Annotated in this window: 13 protein-coding genes and 1 pseudogene; 7 read left to right on the top strand and 7 right to left on the bottom strand. The window is 73.3% G+C overall.

Annotation, left to right across the window (positions count from 1 at the left end):
- Positions 1-3: 3 nt before the first annotated feature.
- Positions 4-4,188: pseudogene (locus Psi01_RS34175) on the top strand (PAS domain S-box protein); the annotation flags it as partial.
- Between the two features lie 100 nt (positions 4,189-4,288).
- Here the strand turns inward: Psi01_RS34175 and Psi01_RS43720 are convergent.
- Positions 4,289-4,813 (bottom strand): hypothetical protein, encoded by a 525-nt coding sequence (locus tag Psi01_RS43720; RefSeq protein WP_239128238.1) that lies wholly within the window; start codon positions 4,811-4,813, stop codon positions 4,289-4,291.
- 106 nt (positions 4,814-4,919) lie between these two features.
- Here Psi01_RS43720 and Psi01_RS34170 point away from each other — a divergent pair, with 106 nt between their 5' ends.
- Positions 4,920-5,495: an MFS transporter gene (locus Psi01_RS34170; protein WP_239128241.1), complete on the top strand. Its 576-nt coding sequence runs from the start codon at positions 4,920-4,922 to the stop codon at positions 5,493-5,495.
- Between the two features lie 40 nt (positions 5,496-5,535).
- A complete protein-coding gene (locus Psi01_RS34165) occupies positions 5,536-6,303 on the top strand; it encodes a YcnI family copper-binding membrane protein (protein ID WP_239128237.1) in 768 nt (255 codons plus the stop codon).
- Between the two features lie 152 nt (positions 6,304-6,455).
- Here the strand turns inward: Psi01_RS34165 and Psi01_RS34160 are convergent, their stop codons facing one another.
- From Psi01_RS34160 to Psi01_RS34150, 3 genes are read right to left on the bottom strand one after another with little or no spacing between them, the layout of a single operon-like run.
- Positions 6,456-7,484 (bottom strand): DUF2705 family protein, encoded by a 1,029-nt coding sequence (locus Psi01_RS34160; protein ID WP_204068283.1) that lies wholly within the window; start codon positions 7,482-7,484, stop codon positions 6,456-6,458.
- Positions 7,471-8,712: an ABC transporter ATP-binding protein gene (locus Psi01_RS34155; RefSeq protein WP_239128240.1), complete on the bottom strand. Its 1,242-nt coding sequence runs from the start codon at positions 8,710-8,712 to the stop codon at positions 7,471-7,473. The genes Psi01_RS34160 and Psi01_RS34155 overlap by 14 nt, the downstream gene beginning before the upstream one ends.
- A 5-nt stretch (positions 8,713-8,717) precedes the next feature.
- Positions 8,718-9,845 carry a LolA family protein gene (locus tag Psi01_RS34150; RefSeq protein WP_239128236.1) on the bottom strand — a complete coding sequence of 376 codons (1,128 nt, stop codon included), beginning with the start codon at positions 9,843-9,845 and terminating at the stop codon, positions 8,718-8,720.
- A gap of 228 nt (positions 9,846-10,073) precedes the next feature.
- On the opposite strand from Psi01_RS34150, the gene Psi01_RS34145 reads away from it, so the two are divergent.
- The 4 genes from Psi01_RS34145 to Psi01_RS34130 all read left to right on the top strand — a co-directional run bounded on the left by Psi01_RS34145 (position 10,074) and on the right by Psi01_RS34130 (position 15,736).
- Positions 10,074-10,748 (top strand): response regulator transcription factor, encoded by a 675-nt coding sequence (locus tag Psi01_RS34145; protein WP_204068281.1) that lies wholly within the window; start codon positions 10,074-10,076, stop codon positions 10,746-10,748.
- The gene (locus Psi01_RS34140) at positions 10,738-12,120 is read left to right on the top strand and encodes a sensor histidine kinase (protein ID WP_204068280.1); all 1,383 of its coding nucleotides are present in this window, start codon (positions 10,738-10,740) and stop codon (positions 12,118-12,120) included. The genes Psi01_RS34145 and Psi01_RS34140 overlap by 11 nt, the downstream gene beginning before the upstream one ends.
- Positions 12,121-12,366: 246 nt before the next feature.
- The gene (locus Psi01_RS34135) at positions 12,367-13,785 is read left to right on the top strand and encodes a pyridoxal phosphate-dependent decarboxylase family protein (RefSeq protein WP_204068279.1); all 1,419 of its coding nucleotides are present in this window, start codon (positions 12,367-12,369) and stop codon (positions 13,783-13,785) included.
- A gap of 160 nt (positions 13,786-13,945) precedes the next feature.
- Positions 13,946-15,736 carry a S8 family peptidase gene (locus Psi01_RS34130; protein WP_204068278.1) on the top strand — a complete coding sequence of 597 codons (1,791 nt, stop codon included), beginning with the start codon at positions 13,946-13,948 and terminating at the stop codon, positions 15,734-15,736.
- A 265-nt stretch (positions 15,737-16,001) separates the two neighbouring features.
- On the opposite strand, the gene Psi01_RS34125 is transcribed toward Psi01_RS34130, so the two are convergent.
- The 3 genes from Psi01_RS34125 to Psi01_RS34115 all read right to left on the bottom strand — a co-directional run bounded on the left by Psi01_RS34125 (position 16,002) and on the right by Psi01_RS34115 (position 18,477).
- Complete coding sequence (locus Psi01_RS34125; protein ID WP_204068277.1) at positions 16,002-16,664, bottom strand: potassium channel family protein; 663 nt, start codon at positions 16,662-16,664, stop codon at positions 16,002-16,004.
- A complete protein-coding gene (folP, locus tag Psi01_RS34120) occupies positions 16,657-17,523 on the bottom strand; it encodes a dihydropteroate synthase (protein WP_204068276.1) in 867 nt (288 codons plus the stop codon). Before folP ends, Psi01_RS34125 begins: the two co-directional genes overlap by 8 nt.
- A gap of 84 nt (positions 17,524-17,607) precedes the next feature.
- Positions 17,608-18,477 (bottom strand): LysR family transcriptional regulator, encoded by an 870-nt coding sequence (locus Psi01_RS34115; RefSeq protein ID WP_203877907.1) that lies wholly within the window; start codon positions 18,475-18,477, stop codon positions 17,608-17,610.
- Between the last annotated feature and the right edge of the window lie 564 nt (positions 18,478-19,041).

Raw genomic sequence — 19,041 nt, 5'->3', positions numbered from 1 at the left:
GCTGTGGGAACCAGTGATCAGAGGCGGTACCGGCACGGGCCGGCCGCCGGACCGCAGAGCGGACAGGCCACCGGACGACAGGACGGACATGCCGCCGGACGGCCGAACGAGCCGTCCGCCGAATCGCGGGACGGGTCGGCGGACGGGGTGTTGCAGCGGCTGACCCACCTGGCCGCGGTGTCGCTGCACGCTTCGGCCGCGGTCATCTCTCTGGGCGTCGACGGCCATCAGAGGATCACCTGCCGGTCCGGGGCGGCCGAGGCGATGATGGGGGCGGTGTGCGAGCACGTCGCGGCCGACGACCACCTCCTGGCCGTCGACGACGTCCGTGCGGACGGCAGTCGGTACGACATCCGCGCAGGCGACGATCAGTACGACATCCGCGCGGGCGACGGCAGGAACGACGGCCGTGCGCGGAACGACGGGCGGGCCGGCGCCTGGGCGGGTGCGCCGCTGCACGCCGACGACGGCCGGGTCGTGGGAACCCTGTGCGCGCTCGACACCCGGCCACGCGAATGGCAGGACGCCGAGCTGGCGCTCGTCGGCGACCTGGCCCGCCTGGCCGAACACGAGATCGCCGCCCGGCGGCAGGAACGGGATCGGGAGAGGTGGCTTCGGGCCCTGCTGGAGCAGGCCTACGACGCGGTGATCGACATCGACGCCGACGGGCGGGTCGGCGAGTGGAGCACCACCGCCGAGCGGGCCTTCGGGTACACCGCCTCCGAGGCGCGTGGCCGGCCGTTGCAGGAGCTGATCGTCGATCCCTCCTCGCACTCCGTATGGCGGGACGCGCTGGAATGTGTCCGCCACGGCGGTGACGAGGGGGAACGCCCGGAGCCGACGGGGGAATTCCTGGAGCTGAGGCTGCGCGACCGCACCGGCCGCGCCTTCCCCGCCGAGGTGGGCCTGCGGCCCGTGCCGCGATCCGCACCGGCGGCCGAGGAACACGGCGGGCCCATGCCCGAGGCGCACGGCAGGTCCACGACCGGGGAACACGGCGGGCCCACTGCCGGGGAACGCAGCCGGCCCCAGCAGGCGGCGGTGTCGGTGCTGGTGCGCGACATCGGTGACCGGCGGGCCGCCGAGCGGCTGCGGGAGGAGCACACCTTCCTGCGGGCGCTGCTCGACAACCTGGACGCGGCGGTGGTCGCCGTCACCCCGGACGGGCGGCCGGTGTTCACCAGCGAGAGCATGCGGCGGATACACCCCGGGGAAACGCCGGGCTCCGCGCTGGAGGGGATGGCCGAGACCCTGCACCTGTTCGAGGCCGACGGCCACACCCCGCTGCGCGACGAGGACACTCCCCTGGCCCGCGCGCTGGCCGGGCAGTACGTCCAGGGCCGCCACCTGGTCACCCGTCCACCTGGCCAGGCCGCCCGCCACCTGTCGGCCAACGCCTGTCCCATCGTCGGCGACGACGGCCGCACCCTGGGCGCGGTGGTCGCCGTACACGACATCACCGCCCGGCACCGCACGCAGATCCTGCGCGCCGCCCAGCACGCGGTGACCCGGGCGCTGGGCGAGGCGGCGGACGTACGGCAGGCCGCCACCGGTGTGCTGGCCGCCGTCGCCGGCACGCTGGACTGCCTGTGCGCCGAGTACTGGCAGGTCGAACCCGGCGGCGAGGGCATCACCCGGATCGCCTCCTGGAGCGCGCCCGGCCGGGACATGTCGGCCTTCACCGGGGACGAACCGCTCACCTTCGGCCGCGGGCACGGACTGGCCGGGCTGGTGTGGGAGAGCGGGGAGGCGCTGTGGTCCGGCACCGTACCGGTCGACCGGCGTGACAGCGCCCGCATCGCCGAGGCCCGGAAGGCCGGGGTGCGCGGCGCGATCGGCCTGCCCGTCTGCAGCGGCGACCAGCGGGTCCTGGGCGTGCTGGCGCTGTTCACCGACGCCGGTCCGGAACCCGACAGCGATCTGGCCACCCTGCTGGACGGGGTGTGCGCGCAGGTCGGCCGCTATCTGGAACGGCGCCGCGCCGAGGAACTCGGCGCCGCCCTGGCCGAGAGCCGCCGCCAGCTGGAGCTGATCGTCTCCCACCTCAGCGACAACGTCTGGAGTACGGAGGTCACCGCCGACGGCCGGATCCTGCCGGTGTACCGCAGCCCCGGCGAGGTGAAGATATTCGGCGGGCCGCTGCCCGACCGGATCGACATGGCCGCGTTCCTGGCCGAGCGCGTCCATCCCGACGACCTGCAGATCCTCCGCGACTACCACACCGCCTCGGTGTCCGGCCGGCCCGTACAGGCCGAGTTCCGCCTGCGCGGCCTGGACGGCGTCACCCGGTGGATCTGGAACCGCGCCCTGCCCCGCCGGGAGGGGAACCGGCTGTTCTTCGACGGTATCTCCACCGACGTCACCGACCGTCACCGCGCCGACGACCTGCGCGCCGCCCGGCACGCGGTGACCCGGGCGCTGGCCGAGGCCGCGGACAGCACGCAGGCCGCCACCGGCGTGCTGTCCGCCATCACCGGCGCGCTGGGCTGGGCCTGCGGCGAGTACTGGCAGGTCGAACCCGGCGGCGAGGGCATCACCCGGATCGCCTCCTGGAGCGCGCCCGGCCAGGACGTGCCGCTCGCCCCCGCCTCCCGGAGCGCGCTCAGCCGGGACGCGCCGGACTCCACCGGGGACGAGCCGCTCGTCCTCGGGCACGGGCTGGCCTCGCAGGTGTGGGAGAGCGGGGAGGCGATGTGGAGGACCGGTCCGCAGGACCTCCCCGGTGGGGTGCGGGCGCCGCAGGTGGGCCTGCCCGTCTTCGGCGGCGACCAGCGGGTCCTGGGCGTGCTGACGTTCTTCGCCGGTACCGTCCACGAGCCCGGCACCGTCCAGGGATCCGGCACCGTCCAGGGATCCGGCACCGTCCAGGGATCCGGCACCGTCCAGGGATCTGACGCCATCCAGGAACCCGGCGCCGCTCTGATGGACATGCTGCAGGGAATGTGCGCGCAGGTCGGCCGCTATCTGGAACGGCGCCACGCCGAGGAGCTCGCCGTCGCCCTGGCCGAGAGCCGCCGCCAGTTCGAACGTCTCGTCGCCCAGGTCAACGACAACATCTGGAGCGTGGAGATCATGGCCGACGGCAGGGCCCGGCCGGTCTATCTCAGCTCCGCCGGGGTGGGCGTGCTGGGGCAGCGGGCCGCCGGCGAGTCCGGAGACATGATCGCCTTCCTGGCCCGCCGGATCCATCCCGACGACCGGCCCGCCTTCGACGCCTTCTGCGCCCGGCTGATCAGCGGGGAGACGGCCCAGCTGGAGTACCGGCTCACCGGGCTGGACGGCCGTACCCGGTGGATCTGGACCCGCGCCCTGCCCCGCCGCGAGGGCGAGCGGCTGTTCGTCGACGGGGTGTCCACCGACATCACCTCACGCCGCCAGATCATGGAAGAGCGTGAGCACCTGCTGGCCCAGCAGCAGGAACAGGTACGGCGGCTGCGTGAGCTGGACGCCATGAAGGACGAGCTGATGGCCCTGGTCACCCATGAGCTGCGCAACCCCATCGGCGCCGTGCGCGGCTACGCCGAGATGCTCACCGACGACCCGCACCTGTCGGACGAGCAGCGGCACTGCGTCGAGGTCATCGACCGCAAGGGCACCCACCTGCAGCGCCTGGTCGACGACCTGCTGGAGCTGGCCCGCTTCGAGTCCGGCCGCCTCGCCGTCACCCCGCAGCCGGTGGCGCTGGACGAGCTGGTCGCCGAGGCCGTCGTCGAGCACCGGCCCGCCGCAGAGGACAAACAGCTCACCGTCACCGTCGACGCCGCCGGATGCACCGAGGTGCACGGCGATCCGGTACGGCTGCGCCAGGTGCTCGACAACCTGCTGTCGAACGCGATCAAGTACACCCCCGCCGGGGGAACGGTCACGATCTCCGTCGGTCCCGGCGACACTCACGGCGACACGGGTGGCGGCACAGGTGGCGATGCGGACGGTGACACGGACGGTGACACGGGTGGCGATGCGGCGGAGACGGGCGAGGACGTCCCCGGCGCCGCAGGCGATCACGGGCGCGTGGTGCTGCGTGTCGCCGACTCCGGCATCGGCATCCCGGCCGAGCAGTACGACCGCCTGTTCACCAGGTTCTTCCGCGCCTCCACCGCCACCGAGGCCGGGATCAAGGGCACCGGCCTCGGACTGTCGATCACCAAGGCCATCGTGACCGCGCACGGCGGCACCGTCACCGCTTGTCCCGGACAGGGGGCGGCACGGTCTTCACCGTCTCCCTGCCCCGCCCGTGAAGGCTCCCTGCCCGTGAAGCAGAGACCCGCCGGTGCCCGGGGACGGGCGCTCAGAAGTAGGCCGGGTCTCCGGCGCTCTCCTCGTACTCCTCGGACTCCCGCCGGGCAGGCCCGCTCCAGCGGGAGGGGATCAGGACGGGCACGAAGAGTGCGACGCCGAGCATGGCGTAGATCCCGCTGCTGAGCAGGGCGCCCATGCCCGCGGGCGCCTGGGCGAGGGACTCGTGGAAGATGGGCACCTCGGGCAGCAGGCTCAGTGCGCGCCCGGCGTCGAGGATGTAGATCACGGTCCAGGCCAGCAGGACCATCGACGGGACGAACCCGGCCAGCGGGGAGACCCGGCCGGCGATGATCAGGCCGAGCAGCAGCCCGATCCCGGCCATGACGCCCAGGGCGATCCAGAGCTTCGTGTCGCCCGGGGGAAGGGGCGTCCCGCCCGGGGTGGGCGCGGGCCGCGTCAGAGCCGTCGCCGCGGCCCATCCCCCGCCGAGAAGAAGGACCGCCGTCATCAGCAATCCGATGAGCAGCCCGACGACGTGCCGCATCGCCATCACCTCGGCTCCATGTGCTTTCACGGTCGCGGCAACCCTAGCCACAAAAGTGGCAAAGTGTGAGGCATCGCGCACCTTTGGTCAACCGGATCGAGGACCGGCGGCAGGCCGTGAGAGCATGTCTGCCGTCATGCGCGCCCGTCTCCCCTTACGCCTCCTGCGGGCGGCCGCCTTCTCGGCCGTCTGTGTGACGCTCGCCGTCCTCGGCCACGTGGCCGCGGGCGGTTCGGGCCCCGAGGCGTGGGCCGTGGCCGCCGGTGTGTCGGCGACCATGACCGCGGCGGCCGCGCTCGCCGGGCGCGAGCGGTCCGCCACCGCGGTCGGCGTCGTGCTCGGCACCGCCCAGCTGCTCCTGCACGAGCTGTTCGCCTTCGGCGACCCCGCTGGGATCTCTCTCGCCCTGCATCCCCACGAGCGCGGGCTGGGCGAGGACCTGGGCATGCTCCTGGCCCACCTCACCGCCACGGTGATCACCGGCTGGTGGCTGGCCCGCGGCGAAACCGCCCTGTGGTCCCTGCTGCACGCGGCCGGCCGCCACCTGGGATCGGCCGGGCACCGCCTGGCCGCGGCCTTCCGCCTCCTGGCGGTCCCCGCGCGTCCGGCCGCCCCGGCGCCCACGGCCCCGTCCGCAGCCGGGCCCGTCCGTGTCCCCGTCCTTCTCCGGCACACCGTCAGCCGGCGCGGTCCTCCGCTTCCCGCCGCCTGACCTCGCCTTTTCCCGTCTCAGCCATCAAGTGGAGATTTCCGTGCCCCTTTCTTCAGCGTTCTCTTCGGCGTGCCGTCGTACGGCGGCCGTCGCCGCCGGCGCCGCCGCGCTCACCCTCGGTCTGGCCCTCCCCGCCCTGGCACACGTCACCGTCAACCCCGGCAGCGCCGAGCAGGGCGGCTTCACCAAGGTCGCCTTCCGGGTGCCCAACGAGCGTGACGACGCCTCGACGAACAAGGTCGAGGTCGCCTTCCCCACCGACCACCCGCTGGCGTTCGTCTCGGTCAAGCCGGTGCCCGGCTGGAAGGTCGAGGTCACCGAGGGCAAGCTCGACAAGCCCGTCGCCACGGAGTACGGCGAGATGACCGAGGCGGTCACGAAGATCACCTGGTCGGGCGGGGAGATCGGGCCCGGCCAGTTCCAGGAGTTCGAGGTGTCGATGGGCATGCTGCCCGAGGACACCGACCGGCTGGTCTTCCCGGCGACCCAGACCTACAGCGGCGGCGAGGTCGTGAAGTGGGACCAGGAGCCCGCCGCCGACGGCTCCGAGCCCGAGCGCCCGGCCCCGGTCCTGAAGCTCACCCCCGCCTCCGCGGAGGGCGACGGCCACGGCCACGGCGGTTCGTCCGCCTCACCGGCCCCCGCCGCGGCCGACGCGGCGCCGTCGGTGTCGCCGGTCGCCGTCGTGCACGAGGCGCCCGCCGACGGCACCGCCCGCCTGCTCGGCATCGGCGGCCTGCTCGTCGGGCTCGTCGGGACCGTGATCGGCGTGGTCGGCCTGCGTCGTGGGAGCCGTACGACCTCCTGACCGGCACATCCTCGCGAGAGCCGTACGACCTCCTGACCGGTTCACCCGGCGGGAGCCGTACGGCCTCCTGATCGGCCGGCCTCCGCGGAAACCGGGCGGCCGGGGGCGGTGGGAACCGCCTCCGGCCGCCCGGATCTCAGGAGGTCAGGAGGTCAGGAGGTGATGTCCTTGCCGGTGAAGCGGGCCCAGGCGACCGAGCCGAAGATCGCCGTGTAGGCGGCGAAGACCAGCAGGCCCCGGCCCATCTCCGCGGTGGCGATCGGGTCGCGCAGGACCCCGTCGAATCCGTTCCACCAGTGCGTCAGCAGGTACGGCTGGAGCCAGGACAGCTGCGGGATCACACCGATGACCTGCACGACGATGACCGTCACCACGGTCGCGGCGATGGCGCCGATCGCCACCTCCGTCAGCGTGGACAGCGCCAGCGCGACGGCGGCCAGCGCGGCCATCCCGGCGGCGACGTACAGGACCACCAGGCCGATCCTGAGCAGCCCTTCGGCGAAGGGGATCGTCGTCCCCGACAGCAGGGTGATCGGTCCGGCCGGGAACAGCACCAGCCCGGTCACCAGGGCCGACACGGCGATGAGGCTGACGGCCGCCAGGCCGAAGACGACCGCGTTGCCGTACTTGGCGGCCAGCAGGCGGGTCCGGCCGGCCGGGGCCGTGAGCAGGTAGCGCAGGGTCCCGCCGCCCGCCTCGCCCGCGACCGCGTCGCCGGCCACCACCGCGACGGCGACCGGCAGCAGCAGCTGCACCAGCACGGACAGCGCGGCGAAGGTCAGGAACAGCCCGTTCCCGGTGATCTGCGTGAAGATCCCCCCGCCGCCCTCGGCCTGGGCCTCGGCGGAGATCGGCTCGGCGAACAGGCGCATCACGACGCCGATCACCACCGGGATGGCCGCGAGCACGGCCAGCATGGCGATGTTGCGCGGCCGGCGGAAGGTCAGCCCGGCCTCCGAGCCGAACAGCCGCAGCCAGGACCGCACCGCCCCGGGCGCCGTCCCGGAGGCGTCAGGGGAGGTGGGGACGGGCCCCGGTGCCGTCCCGGACGAGCCCGTGGAGGCGGGAGCGGATTCCGGCGCCGTCCCGGAGACAGACGCGGGCTCCGGCGCCGTGCCGGAGGCGGAGTCCTCCGTGGGGGCGTGCTCCGCGGCGGGCCGTACTCTCTCAACCGTCGACATCGAAGCCCTCCCCGGTCAGGCGCACGAACACGTCCTCCAGGCTCGGCCGCTGCACGGCCAGCCCGCGTACGGCCACTCCTGCGGTCACCAGCTCGGCGGTGACCGTCTCGGGGGCCAGCGCCCCCAGTTCAGCGACGGTCTCCCCGTCACCGGTCCGGACCCCGGCCAGCCCGAGTCCGGTCAGTACGGCGGCCGCCACGGCGGTGTCCGGGGTCTCCACCCGGATCATGACCGTCTCCCCCGCGCTCAGCCGGCGGAACTCGTCGATGGGTCCCTGGGCGACCAGCCGCCCGGTCCGCATGACGCCGACGTGGGTGCACATCTGCTCCACCTCCGCCAGCAGGTGCGAGGAGACGAACACCGTCGTCCCGTCGGCGGCGATCTCCTTGACCAGCGCCCGGACCTCGCGGGTGCCCTGCGGGTCCAGGCCGTTGGTCGGTTCGTCGAGGACCAGCAGCTCCCTGGGGCCCAGCAGCGCGGCGGCGATGGCCAGGCGCTGGCGCATTCCCAGCGAGTAGGCGCGGTAGCGCTTGCGCGCCGCGGCGGTCAGCCCGACCCGTTCCAGCGCGAGCCCGATCCGCCGGGAGGCGGTGCGCGGGTCGGCGGCCGGGTCGGCGGCGTCGTAGCGCCGCAGGTTGGCCTCGCCCGACAGGTAGGGATAGAACGCCGGCCCCTCGACCAGCGCCCCCACCCGGGGCAGCACGGCGGGGATCGCACCCGGCATCGGCCTGCCGAGCATCTCCCAGGTGCCCTCCGTCGGCGTGACGAGGCCGAGCAGCATGCGGATGGTCGTGGTCTTCCCCGAGCCGTTCGGGCCGAGGAAGCCGAAGACCGAGCCGCGGGGCACCGCCAGGTCGAGGCCGTCCACGGCCACCTGGCCGCCGCGGAAGCGCTTGGTCAGCCCCCGGGTGACGATCGCCTGCCCCTGCGCGGCGGTCGTCCCGGGCCCTCCTCCGCCGGCCCGCTCCAGGACGGTCACCTCGGGTCCTCGTCCGCTCGCCCGCTCCAGGACGGTCACTTCGGGCGCTCCTTCAGCCGTCCGCTCCCGGGCGGTCGCCTCGGGAGTTCCTTCAGTCGCCCGCTCCCGGGCGGTCGCCTCGAGGGCTCCTTCGGTCGTCCGCTCCCGGGCCGGGGAGGCGGGGCTCTCGGCGAGCCCCGCGGCGCCGCGAGGGCCGGCGTCGCGGCCCTCGCGGCTCCCTGCCAGGAGCCGGGTGTTGTCTCCCGGCATCTCGCTCACTTCCGTCCGGCCGCCTCGGCCAGCTTCTCGGGGGTGACCGCGCCGACGAGCAGGCGCCCGTCATCGGTCAGCAGAGCCGACACCAGCTTGGTCTGGATCACCTTGCCGCTCCCCCACGGCCCGCTGATCGGGGTGGCGGACTTCAGCAGGGCCTCGGCCGTCGCGGCGGCGGTCTCGGACTCCGCCCCGTCGCCCTCGGCGGGCTTCGCCGTGAGGTCCTCGACGGAGAAGGGCACCACCGCGACCGTGGTCCAGCCCTCGCCGACGGTCTTGACGTCTCCCTTCAGCTCCTCGCCCTTCTCACGCCGCTCCTGCGGGTCGGCCCCCATCTCGCGCCCGAGCTCGTTGAGCGACTGCTCCTTAACCGTGGCTCCGGGCGGCGGGGTGAAGGTGAAGTTCTCCGGAGCGGGCGGGGTGAAGGCGACCGAGGTGAAACCGACCTCGAAGGCCGGCTCCGCCGCGCTCTTGGCGTAGACCTGGACCCGCAACGGGACGAAGGTCTCCCCGTCGAGCGCCACCTTGACCTCCTTGACCAGGGACGAGGCGTCCTTGGGAGCGAGGGTGAGCTGGTAGGCGTCCCGTCCGGCGACCTTCTCGTTGGCGGTCACGCCGATGGCGGTGCCGTCCTCGACCCGCTCCAGCACCTCCTGGGCCAGCTGCTGCGGCGTGGTCGCCGTGGGCAGCGCCTTCGGCGCCTCGGTGGCGTGCTTGTCCGGCGTGAGGTCGCCCTTGATCCGGGTGGCCGTGTTACCGGCGCTCTCCCACAGCCACGCCTGGTCACCGCTGACGATCAGGTCGGTCTCGCTCATCCGGCCGGCCAGGGCCAGGCGGATCTTGTTCTCACCGCCGTACCAGACCTTCAGCTCGTGGGAGCCCGCCAGCAGGGCCGCCGGGGAGGTGCTCCCACCGGGCGCGGCGGTCTGCGGCAACCCCGGCAGGCCGAAGGAGGCGGTCTGCAGCAGCGTGCCCGACATGGGCCGGGGACCCGTCTCGGCGGCCCGCAGCGCGTCGGCGAGCAGCTGCTCGGCGGTGCGCTCGGGCAGCGCCGGGCCGCCCTGGACCGCCGCGATGACGGGACCGGCCCCGATGGCCCCGGCGACCAGCGCGGTCACGGCGATCGGCACACCCCACCTCACGGCGCGGCCTCTCCGCGTCGGCTGCCGGGTCGGTTGTGGTGTTCCCTCTGACATGTCACTCCTTAACGGTATTGCGTGCATCCCTTCTTCTCGCAGCCTGCGTGAGAGGTCCTGTGCCGACGCTGAGACAGGCTGAGAGTGCTCACAGGCTTCTCAGCCGGGTCTCAGCCGCGCTGCCCGAAGATATGGTGACGACCGGAGAAGAGGGGGCGCACGATGCGGGTTCTCGTCGTGGAGGACGAGCGGCGGATGGCCGCGGCGCTGCAGCGCGGGTTGCAGGCCGAGGGGTTCGCGGTCGATCTCGCGCACGACGGCGAGGAGGGCCTGCACCTGGCCAGGCACGGCGACTACGACGTGGTCGTGCTGGACATCATGTTGCCCAGGCTGTCGGGCTACAACGTCTGCAAGCAGCTGCGCGCCGAGGAGAACTGGGTGCCGGTCCTGATGCTGTCGGCCAAGGACGGCGAGTACGACATGGCCGACGGGCTCGACCTGGGCGCCGACGACTACCTCACCAAGCCGTTCTCCTACGTGGTGCTGGTGGCCAGGCTCCGGGCGCTGCTGCGGCGCGGCGCGAGCCGCCGGCCCGCCGTGCTGCGGGCCGGGGACCTGTCCCTGGACCCGGCCCGGCGGAAGGTGAGCAGGGGCGAGACCCCGGTGGAGCTGACGCCCAGGGAGTTCGCCCTGCTGGAGTACCTGCTCAGGCGCCACGACGAGGTGGTGTCCAAGGCCGAGATCCTGGAGCACGTCTGGGACACCTTCGACACCGATCCCAACGTGGTCGAGGTCTACGTCGGCTACCTGCGCCGCAAGATCGACGTGCCGTTCGCCCGCAACGCGCTGCAGACCGTCCGGGGCGCCGGGTACCGGCTGGCCGGCGATGGCGGCTGAGCCGGTCACCGCGGGCGCCCGCCGTACGGCCGGGTGGTGGCGGCGCAAGAGCCTGCGCTTCCGGCTGGTCGCGGTCGCCTCGGCGGTGCTGGCGGTGGCGCTGGGCCTGTCGGCCTACGTGATGGTCGGGGTGCTGGGCAGGACGCTGATCGCCACGATCGACGAGTCGATCTACCAGCGGGCCCGGGGGACCGTCTCGCAGGCCGACTCCGGGCAGCTGCCCGACGAGCTGACCTCGCCTGACGGCACCCTGATCCAGGTGATCGACTCGGCCGGGCGCATCACCCACGCCACCGCCGGAACCGACCGGCTGGTCCCGCTGCTGAACGCGGCGGATCGCTCGGCGGCGATCTCGCAGCGGCGGGCGCGCTTCCTGGACGGCGCGCCGTACGGGATCCCGCACCTGCTGCGCGTGCGCGTGCTCAGCGCCGACCGGGGGCAGACGGTGATCGCGGCCCGGCCCTTCAGCGAGGTCGAGACGAGCATCAGCACCGCCGGTCACGTGCTGGTCATCGGCACGCCGCTGCTGCTCGTGCTGCTGGCCGGGGCCAGCTGGGTGATCATCGGCCGGACCCTGCGGCCCATCACCGAACTGCGCCGGGGCGCCGAGGTGATCACCGGTACCGCCCGCTCCCGCCGCCTGCCGGTCCCCGAGTCGCGCGACGAGGTGCACCACCTGGCCACCACGCTCAACGCCATGCTGGACCGGCTGGAGCGGGCCGACGCCCGCCAGCGCGCGCTGGTGTCGGACGCCGCCCACGAGCTGCGCAGCCCGCTGGCCAGCATCCGGCTCCAGCTGGAGGTGGCGCTCGGCCATCCGGGCGGCCAGGACGACTGGCGGGAGACCGCCGAGGGCGTGCTGGAGGACACCACCCGCCTGACCCGGCTGGCCGAGGACCTGCTGGCCCTGGCCCGGCTGGACGAGCGCGGGGGCGCGCTCGCGCGCAGGGAGCCGGTCGAGCTGGACGAGCTGGTCGCCCAGACCCTGGAACGGTACGGCCCGGCCGTCACGTTCGAACCGGGAGCGCCGGTCGTGGTCTCCGGGGACGCGCTGGACCTGGGCCGCGTCCTGGTCAACCTGGTCGACAACGCGCTGCGGCACACCGTCGCTCCGGTGGCGGTGGAACTGCGGGCCGAGGGCGCGGACGCGGTGCTGACCGTGACCGACGACGGGCCCGGCATCCCCGAGGAGGACCGGGAGCGGGTCTTCGACCGGTTCACCCGGCTGGACAGCGCGCGCAGCCGTGACGAGGGCGGGGCCGGGCTGGGCCTGGCGATCGTCCGCGAGACGGTCAACGCCCACGGCGGCGCGGTCCATCTGGAGGACGCCCGCCCCGGCCTGCGCGCGGTGGTACGGCTCCCGCTGTCCTGACCCGGCCCGGCCCGCCTCCGGTCCGACCCGGTCCGGCGGTACGGGCCCTGTCGCCCTGGCCCGGCGGCGCGGCTCCCGCTGTCCTGATCCGCCTGATCCGGTGGTACGGCTCCGCCGGGTCGCTTTTATGAGCAGGGCTCGTTCTTTTCCGGCCGGGGTGGTTGACTGGCCGGGTCCGGTCTCCGCCGCCGGGCTCCGCGTCACCGGCTCCACCGGCCCGCGGGAGCCGTACCCCGAAGGAGTTCCATGAGCCTGCCTGAGAAGGGCCGCGACATCGACGAGCTGGTGGCCGAGATCGCCCGGCTCAGGGAGGGCGACCTGCCCGTGCGGGGCGGGAAGGTGACCGCGTACGTGTACGACACCGGCCGGCCGGAGGTGCACGAGGCGGCGACCCGGGCCTACGTCGAGATGCTGGAGGTCAACACCCTCGACCCCACGGCGTTCCCGAGCGTGGTGGAGATGGAGAGGCAGGTGGTCGGCGCGGTCGCGGAGCTGCTCGGCGGCGGCACCGGGATCTTCACCAGCGGCGGCACCGAGTCGATCATGCTGGCGGTGAAGGCGGCGCGCGACTTCCGGCGGGTCGCGGGCCGTCCCCGGATGGTCGTGCCGGTCACCGCGCACCCGGCCTTCCACAAGGCCGCGCACTATCTGGGAGTGGCGGTGGACGCGGTGCCGGTGGACCCGGTGACGTTCCGGGCGGACGCCGCGGCGGTGGAGGCGGCGATCACCGGGGACACGGTGCTGGTGGTCGTCTCGGCGCCCTCCTACCCGCAGGGCGTGATCGACCCGGTCGGGCGGATCGCGGGGATCGCCGCCGCGCGCGGCGTGCCGTGCCACGTGGACGCGTGCGTGGGCGGCTGGCTGCTGCCCTGGCTGCGCGAGGCCGGGGCCGAGATCCCGCCCTTCGACCTGTCGGTGCCCGGGGTCACCTCGCTCTCGTGCGACCTGCACAAGTTCGGCTACTCCCCCAAGGGCGCCTCGGTCGTGCTGTTCGCCGACCCGGCGATGCGCCGCAGGGCCTACTTCGCCTCGGCGTCCTGGCCCGGCTACACCGTCATCAACGCCACCGTGCAGAGCTCGAAGTCCGCCGGGCCGCTCGGCGGCGCCTGGGCCACCCTGCAGTCCCTGGGCCGGGAGGGCTATCTGGAGCTGGGCCGTACCACCCTGGCCGCGACCCGCCGCCTGCGCGAGGGCCTGGCCCGGATCCCCGGCCTGCGGGTGCTCGGCGATCCCGAGTCGTCGCTGGTCGCCTTCACCTCCGACGAGGCCGACGTGTTCGTGCTGTCCGACGAGGCCAGGAGGCGCGGCTGGTTCCTGCAGCCGCAGCTGTCCTACGCGGGCATCCCGGCCAACATCCACATCACCGTCACGGGGGTGACCCTGCGGGGTGTGGACGCGATGCTGGAGGTGATCGCCGAGTCGGCCGCGGCGGCGCGGGAGCGGGGGCCCGTGGAGCTGCCCGGGGGACTGGTGGAGCTGGTGGCCGGGCTGGACCTGGAGGCGCTGGACGACGCGGCCTTCGGCGAGCTGGCGGCTGCCGTCGGGGTGGACCTGGGCGGCTCGGGGCAGCCGGAGATGGCCGTCGTCAACGCGGTGCTCGACGCCCTGCCCGCCGACAAGCGGGAGGCGGTCCTCATCCGCTTCCTGTCGGTGATCTACAGCTAGGGCACCGGCGGTTCTGTCCGGAGGAGAGTATGTAACAAATCAATTTACGCCAGTAAGAATATTGCAGTAAACATGATGGCGGTTCACGATGGGGGCGCTCGCCCTCCGCCCGCGCAGCCCCACGAGGGCGCCGGGTTCACCCCCCACCAGGAGGACCGCCATGAGCACCACCTCCACCATCCGATTAACCGGACTCACCGCCGCCGCACTGGCCCTCGTCCTCGGGACGGCCTCGCCCTCCTCGGCCGATCCGGCCCCGCCGTCCTCCGAGGAGTCCCCACCGGCCGCGATCACCGCCGCCGGAAGTCCCACCGCGATCACGGGCAGCTACATCGTGGTCTTCAAGGACCAGGTCACCCGCTTCGGCCGGGACCGCAGAGCGCGTGAGGCCGCCGCCGCCCAGGGCGCCTCGGTGAGCGCCGTCTACCAGAGCGCGCTCAACGGCTTCGCGATGAAGGCCACCGAGGCCCAGGCCAGGGCCGTCGCGGCCCGTTCCGATGTGGCCTACGTCGAGCAGGACCAGGAGTTCACCCTGGTGGAGCAGGACCTCGCCGCGACCCGGCAGGCCGTGGCGTCGTGGGGCCTGGACCGGGTCGACCAGCGCAACCTGCCGCTGGACGGCGCCTACACCCCGCCGAACAACGGCTCGGGCGTGCGCGCCTACATCATCGACACCGGCATCCGGATCAACCACGCCGACATCCGGGGGCGCGCGTCCAGCGGGCGCGACCTCTACGACAACGACAACGACGTGGCCGACTGCAACGGCCACGGCACCCACGTCTCGGGCACGGTCGGCGGCACCCAGTACGGCATCGCCAAGGGCGTCTCGCTCGTCGGCGTCCGGGTGTTCGGCTGCGGCAGCACCACCTCCACCTCGATCATCATCGCGGGCGTGGACTGGGTGACGGCCAACGCGGTCGAGCCCGCCGTGGCCAACATGAGCCTGGGCGGCAGCGCGAGCACCGCGCTGGACACCTCCGTGCGCAACTCCATCAACTCCGGCGTCGTCTACGCGCTGGCCGCGGGCAACGAGAGCACCAACGCCTGCAACCGCTCCCCCGCCCGGGTCGCCGAGGCGATCACCGTGGGCGCCACCACCAGCAGCGACGCCCGCTCCTCCTTCTCCAACTACGGCACCTGCCTGGACCTGTTCGCGCCCGGCTCGTCCATCACCTCGGCCTGGCACACGAGCGACACGGCCTCCAACACCATCAGCGGCACCTCGATGGCCTCCCCGCACGTCGCGGGGGCCGCGGCGTTGCTGCTGAGCGCCGCCCCGACCGCCACCCCGGCGCAGGTCCGCGACACGATGGTCAACGCGGCGACCACCGGCGTGGTGGGCAACCCGGGCACCGGATCCCCCAACCGGCTGCTGTTCACCGGCGCCGGCGGCGGCGGTCCCGACCCGGTCGTGGTCTACTCCGACGACTTCGAGGCCGAGCGCGGCTGGACGATCAACCCGGGCGGCTCCGACACCGCGACCACCGGCCGCCTCCAGCGCGGCGACCCCGGGCAGACGAGCAGCGGCGGCACGGTCACGCAGCCGGGCACGACGCCCAGCGGTAGCAACGCCCTGGTCAGCGGGGCCGCGGCCGGAGCGAGCGCGGGCGAGAACGACATCGACGGCGGCGTGACGAGCGCCCGGTCACCGGCCATCGCGCTTCCCGCGAGCGGCACGCTGACCCTGTCGTTCTCCTGGTACCTCGGTCACCTCAGCAACGCCAGCAGCTCCGACTACATCCGGGTCCACGTGGTCGGCTCGACCACCACGACCGTGCTGAACCAGCCCGGAGCGGCCGCCAACCGCGCCGCCGCCTACGCCACCGCAAGCTTCGACGTCTCCGCCCACGCCGGGCAGACCGTCCGCATCCTGGTGGAGGCCGCCGACGCCTCCGGCGCCAGCCTGGTCGAGGCCGGGATCGACGACGTCAGGATCACCGCCGGGTAGGCGCGGGAGACCCCTCGGGAAAGGACCGCCGCAGCAGACAAGGACCTTCGGAAAACAGGTGAGGCGCTTCACTCCCGCCTCACGATCGGGCCACCCGTTCCCCCCACGGGTGGCCCGGTCCTTTCCCGGGGCGGCGCCGTACCGCACGGCCTCCGGCGATCACACGCCCCGGACGGCCGACCGCGGGATCCGGGCGGGCCGACCGCGGGATCCGGGCGGGCCGACCACGGGATCCGGGCGGGCCGATCACGGGGCGCGGCGCGGGTCAGGGGAGCTCGGCGAAGCGCTCCACGTCCTTGATCTTCCCCGCGATGATGATCACATCGCCGTAGCCGAGGACGGTGTCCGCACCCGCGTAGGTGAACTCCTCGTCCTGGCCCTTGACGCAGACCACCGTCACGCCGTACTTGCGGCGCACGTTGGTCTCCCCGAGCGGGACGCCGATGTAGTCGCGGGGCGGACGGGTCTTGACCAGCGCGTAGTTGGCGTCGACCTCCATGTAGTCGAGCATCCGCCCGTTGAGCAGGTGCGCCACCCGCTCGCCCATGTCGTGCTCGGGCAGGATCACGTGGTGGGCGCCGACCCGGTCCAGGATCCGGCCGTGCTCGCGGCTGATCGCCTTGGCCCAGACGTCCTCGATCTCCAGCTCCACCAGCAGGGAGGTGGTCAGGATGCTGGCCTCGATGTCGGTGCCGATGGCCACCACGGCCCGGTAGAAGTCCGGCACGCCGAGCTGGCGCAGCGCCTCCAGGTCGGTGGAGTCGGCGGCGACGACGTGGGTGAGCTTGCCCGCCATGCTCTGCACCACCTTGGGGCGGCTGTCGATCGCCAGCACCTCGGTGCCCCGGCGCACCAGCTCCGCGGCCAGCGAGCTGCCGAACCGGCCGAGCCCGATCACCACGACCGGGTCGTTCCTGGCGTCAGGCAACGGTCGTCCTTTCCTGTGCGAGCCCGTGACCGCGCAGGCGGGTGATCACAGCCAGGGCCGCGCGGGCCGAGGCCGCGTCGTGGACGCGGAAGACACGGGCGCCCTGCCAGGCGGAGACGGCGAGGGTGGCCATGGTACCCGCGCGGCGCTCCTCCACGGGAAGTCCGCCCAGCGTCTCCCCCACGAAGTCCTTGTTGGAGACCGCGACCAGCACCGGCCAGCCGGTGGCCACCATCTCGTCGAGACGGCGGCTGACCTCCAGTGAATGGTAGGTGTTCTTGCCGAAGTCGTGCGCCGGGTCGATGAGGATCGACTCGCGGGGGACGCCGGCGGCCACCGCCCGCTCGGCCAGCTCGGTGGTGTAGGCGATGACGTCGGCCGTCACGTCGGCGTAGGCGATGCGGTGCGGGCGGGTGCGGGGGGCGACGCGGCCGGCGTGCGCGCAGACCAGGCCGATGCCGTGCGCGGCGGCGACCCCGGCGAGATCGGGATCGACCCCTCCCCAGGTGTCGTTGAGCAGGTCGGCGCCCGCGGCGGCCACGACCTCGCCGACCTCGGCCCGCCAGGTGTCGACGCTGATGATCAGACGGGGATGGCGCTCGCGGACCGCGGCGACCAGATCGGCCACCCTGCGGATCTCCTCTGCCGGATCCACCTCGTCACCGGGACCGGCCTTGACGCCGCCGATGTCGACGATGTCCGCACCGGCGCCGACCGCCCCGTCCACCGCCTCCAGGGCGGCGTCGAAGCCGTAGGTTCTCCCCCTGTCGAAGAAGGAGTCGGGAGTGCGGTTGACCACCGCCATGATCGCGAACTCGCCCGGCCGGAACTCACGGCCGCGAAGGCGCAAGATAGTCATCGAGACCGAGCCTATCGCCCGGTGTCGGAGAGGCCGGCGCTCCCACCTGCGCCGCCTCTGGGTTTCGCTGGAAGACGTGCTTGACTACGCGGCCGACCCACCCTCGGCCACGGTCAGGAACTCCTGCGCGATGGCGGGCAGACGCCGCCTCGCGTGGACGATGGCGATCACCCGGCGCACCGAGGGATCGAGCGGCCGGACCACCAGGCCGGCCCGGGCGGCCTGCTCGGCCATCCCGCGGTACCACAACAGGGAGGCCGTGCCCGCGCGGACCGGCCCCAGCCAGTTTCCGCGCTCTTCGGCCTCCAGTGCCGCCACGGGGGCGACGCCGTACTTGGCGAACAGCGAGTCGAACTCCCTGCGCCGGGCGCTGCCGGGGGTCGGCAGCACCAGCCGCATGCCGTTGAGCCTGCTCATCGGCACCGGATCGGGCAGGTCGAGGCCGGGCGGGGAGATCAGCACGATCTCCTGACGCTCCAGCGGATGGCTGATGAGGTCGGTGGGGACGGGCAGGTCCGTCAGGCCGAGATCGGCCCTCTGGCTCCTGATGGCGCTCACCACGCCGTCCCGTCCGTCACAGCGGACGATGTGCACACGCACCCCCGGATGTTCGGCGGTGTAGGCGGGGAGGATGCGACCGGCCAGTCCCGGCTCGAGGCTGGGTGTCGAGGCGATGCGGAGCTCCGCCTCGGACGGATGGCCATGGGTCGACAGAGCCTCGATCTCATGAACGGCGTCGAGCGCCTCCCGGGCCAGCTTGACCACCCGGCGCCCCTGCGCCGTGACGACCACGCCGCGCCCGGAACGGGCGAACAACGTCATCCCGAGCTCTCGTTCCAGGTCCCTGATCGCACGGGAAAGCGCCGGTTGTGCGATGTAGAGAGACCTGGCCGCGTCGGTCATGGTGCGGTGCTCCGCCGTCGCTACCACGTAGCGGAGCTGCTGCAGATTCATGGCTTGAAGCTAAGACACCGTGCCCCGCCTGGTCCGGCACATCGCGGAGATCACCTCGGGTGATTTCGGAACGTAGTCGAATGCGGTCACATCCGTGACGGGTGATAAATCAGTATGCTTACGCCCCAAATTTGGCAAACGTCCGGGCCTATCGGCCATATCGGACGCCAAGGCCTACGGGGAGACAGCGTGACAGCCAACGGGCAATATCCTCCACCGCCACCACCGCCTCAGGGATACCCGCGTCCGGTGCCGCCGGACGGGGCCAGCGACGGGTTCACCCGTCACATGCCGGCGCCGGACGCCGCGCCCGAGGGGGGCCATGGGGCCTGGTCTCCCGCGCAGAGCGCCTCCGGTCATCCGTACCCGCCCGCCCCTCCGCCGAGCGCCGCTCATCCGTACCCGCCCGCCCCTCCCCCGGGCACCGCCACCCCCTATCCGCCCGCACACCCGCAGGGCGCCGCTCAGCCGTACCCGCCCGCACCCCCGCAGGGCCACCCGGCCCCGCCGCCGAACCAGGGCCATCCCCCCGCGCCGCCCGGCCGGGGTTATCGGCCTCCACCG

The sequence above is a fragment of the Paraplanobispora siamensis genome, assembly GCF_016863175.1.
Taxonomy (GTDB): domain Bacteria; phylum Actinomycetota; class Actinomycetes; order Streptosporangiales; family Streptosporangiaceae; genus Planobispora; species Planobispora siamensis.
This window is presented reverse-complemented; position numbering and strand designations above follow the sequence as displayed.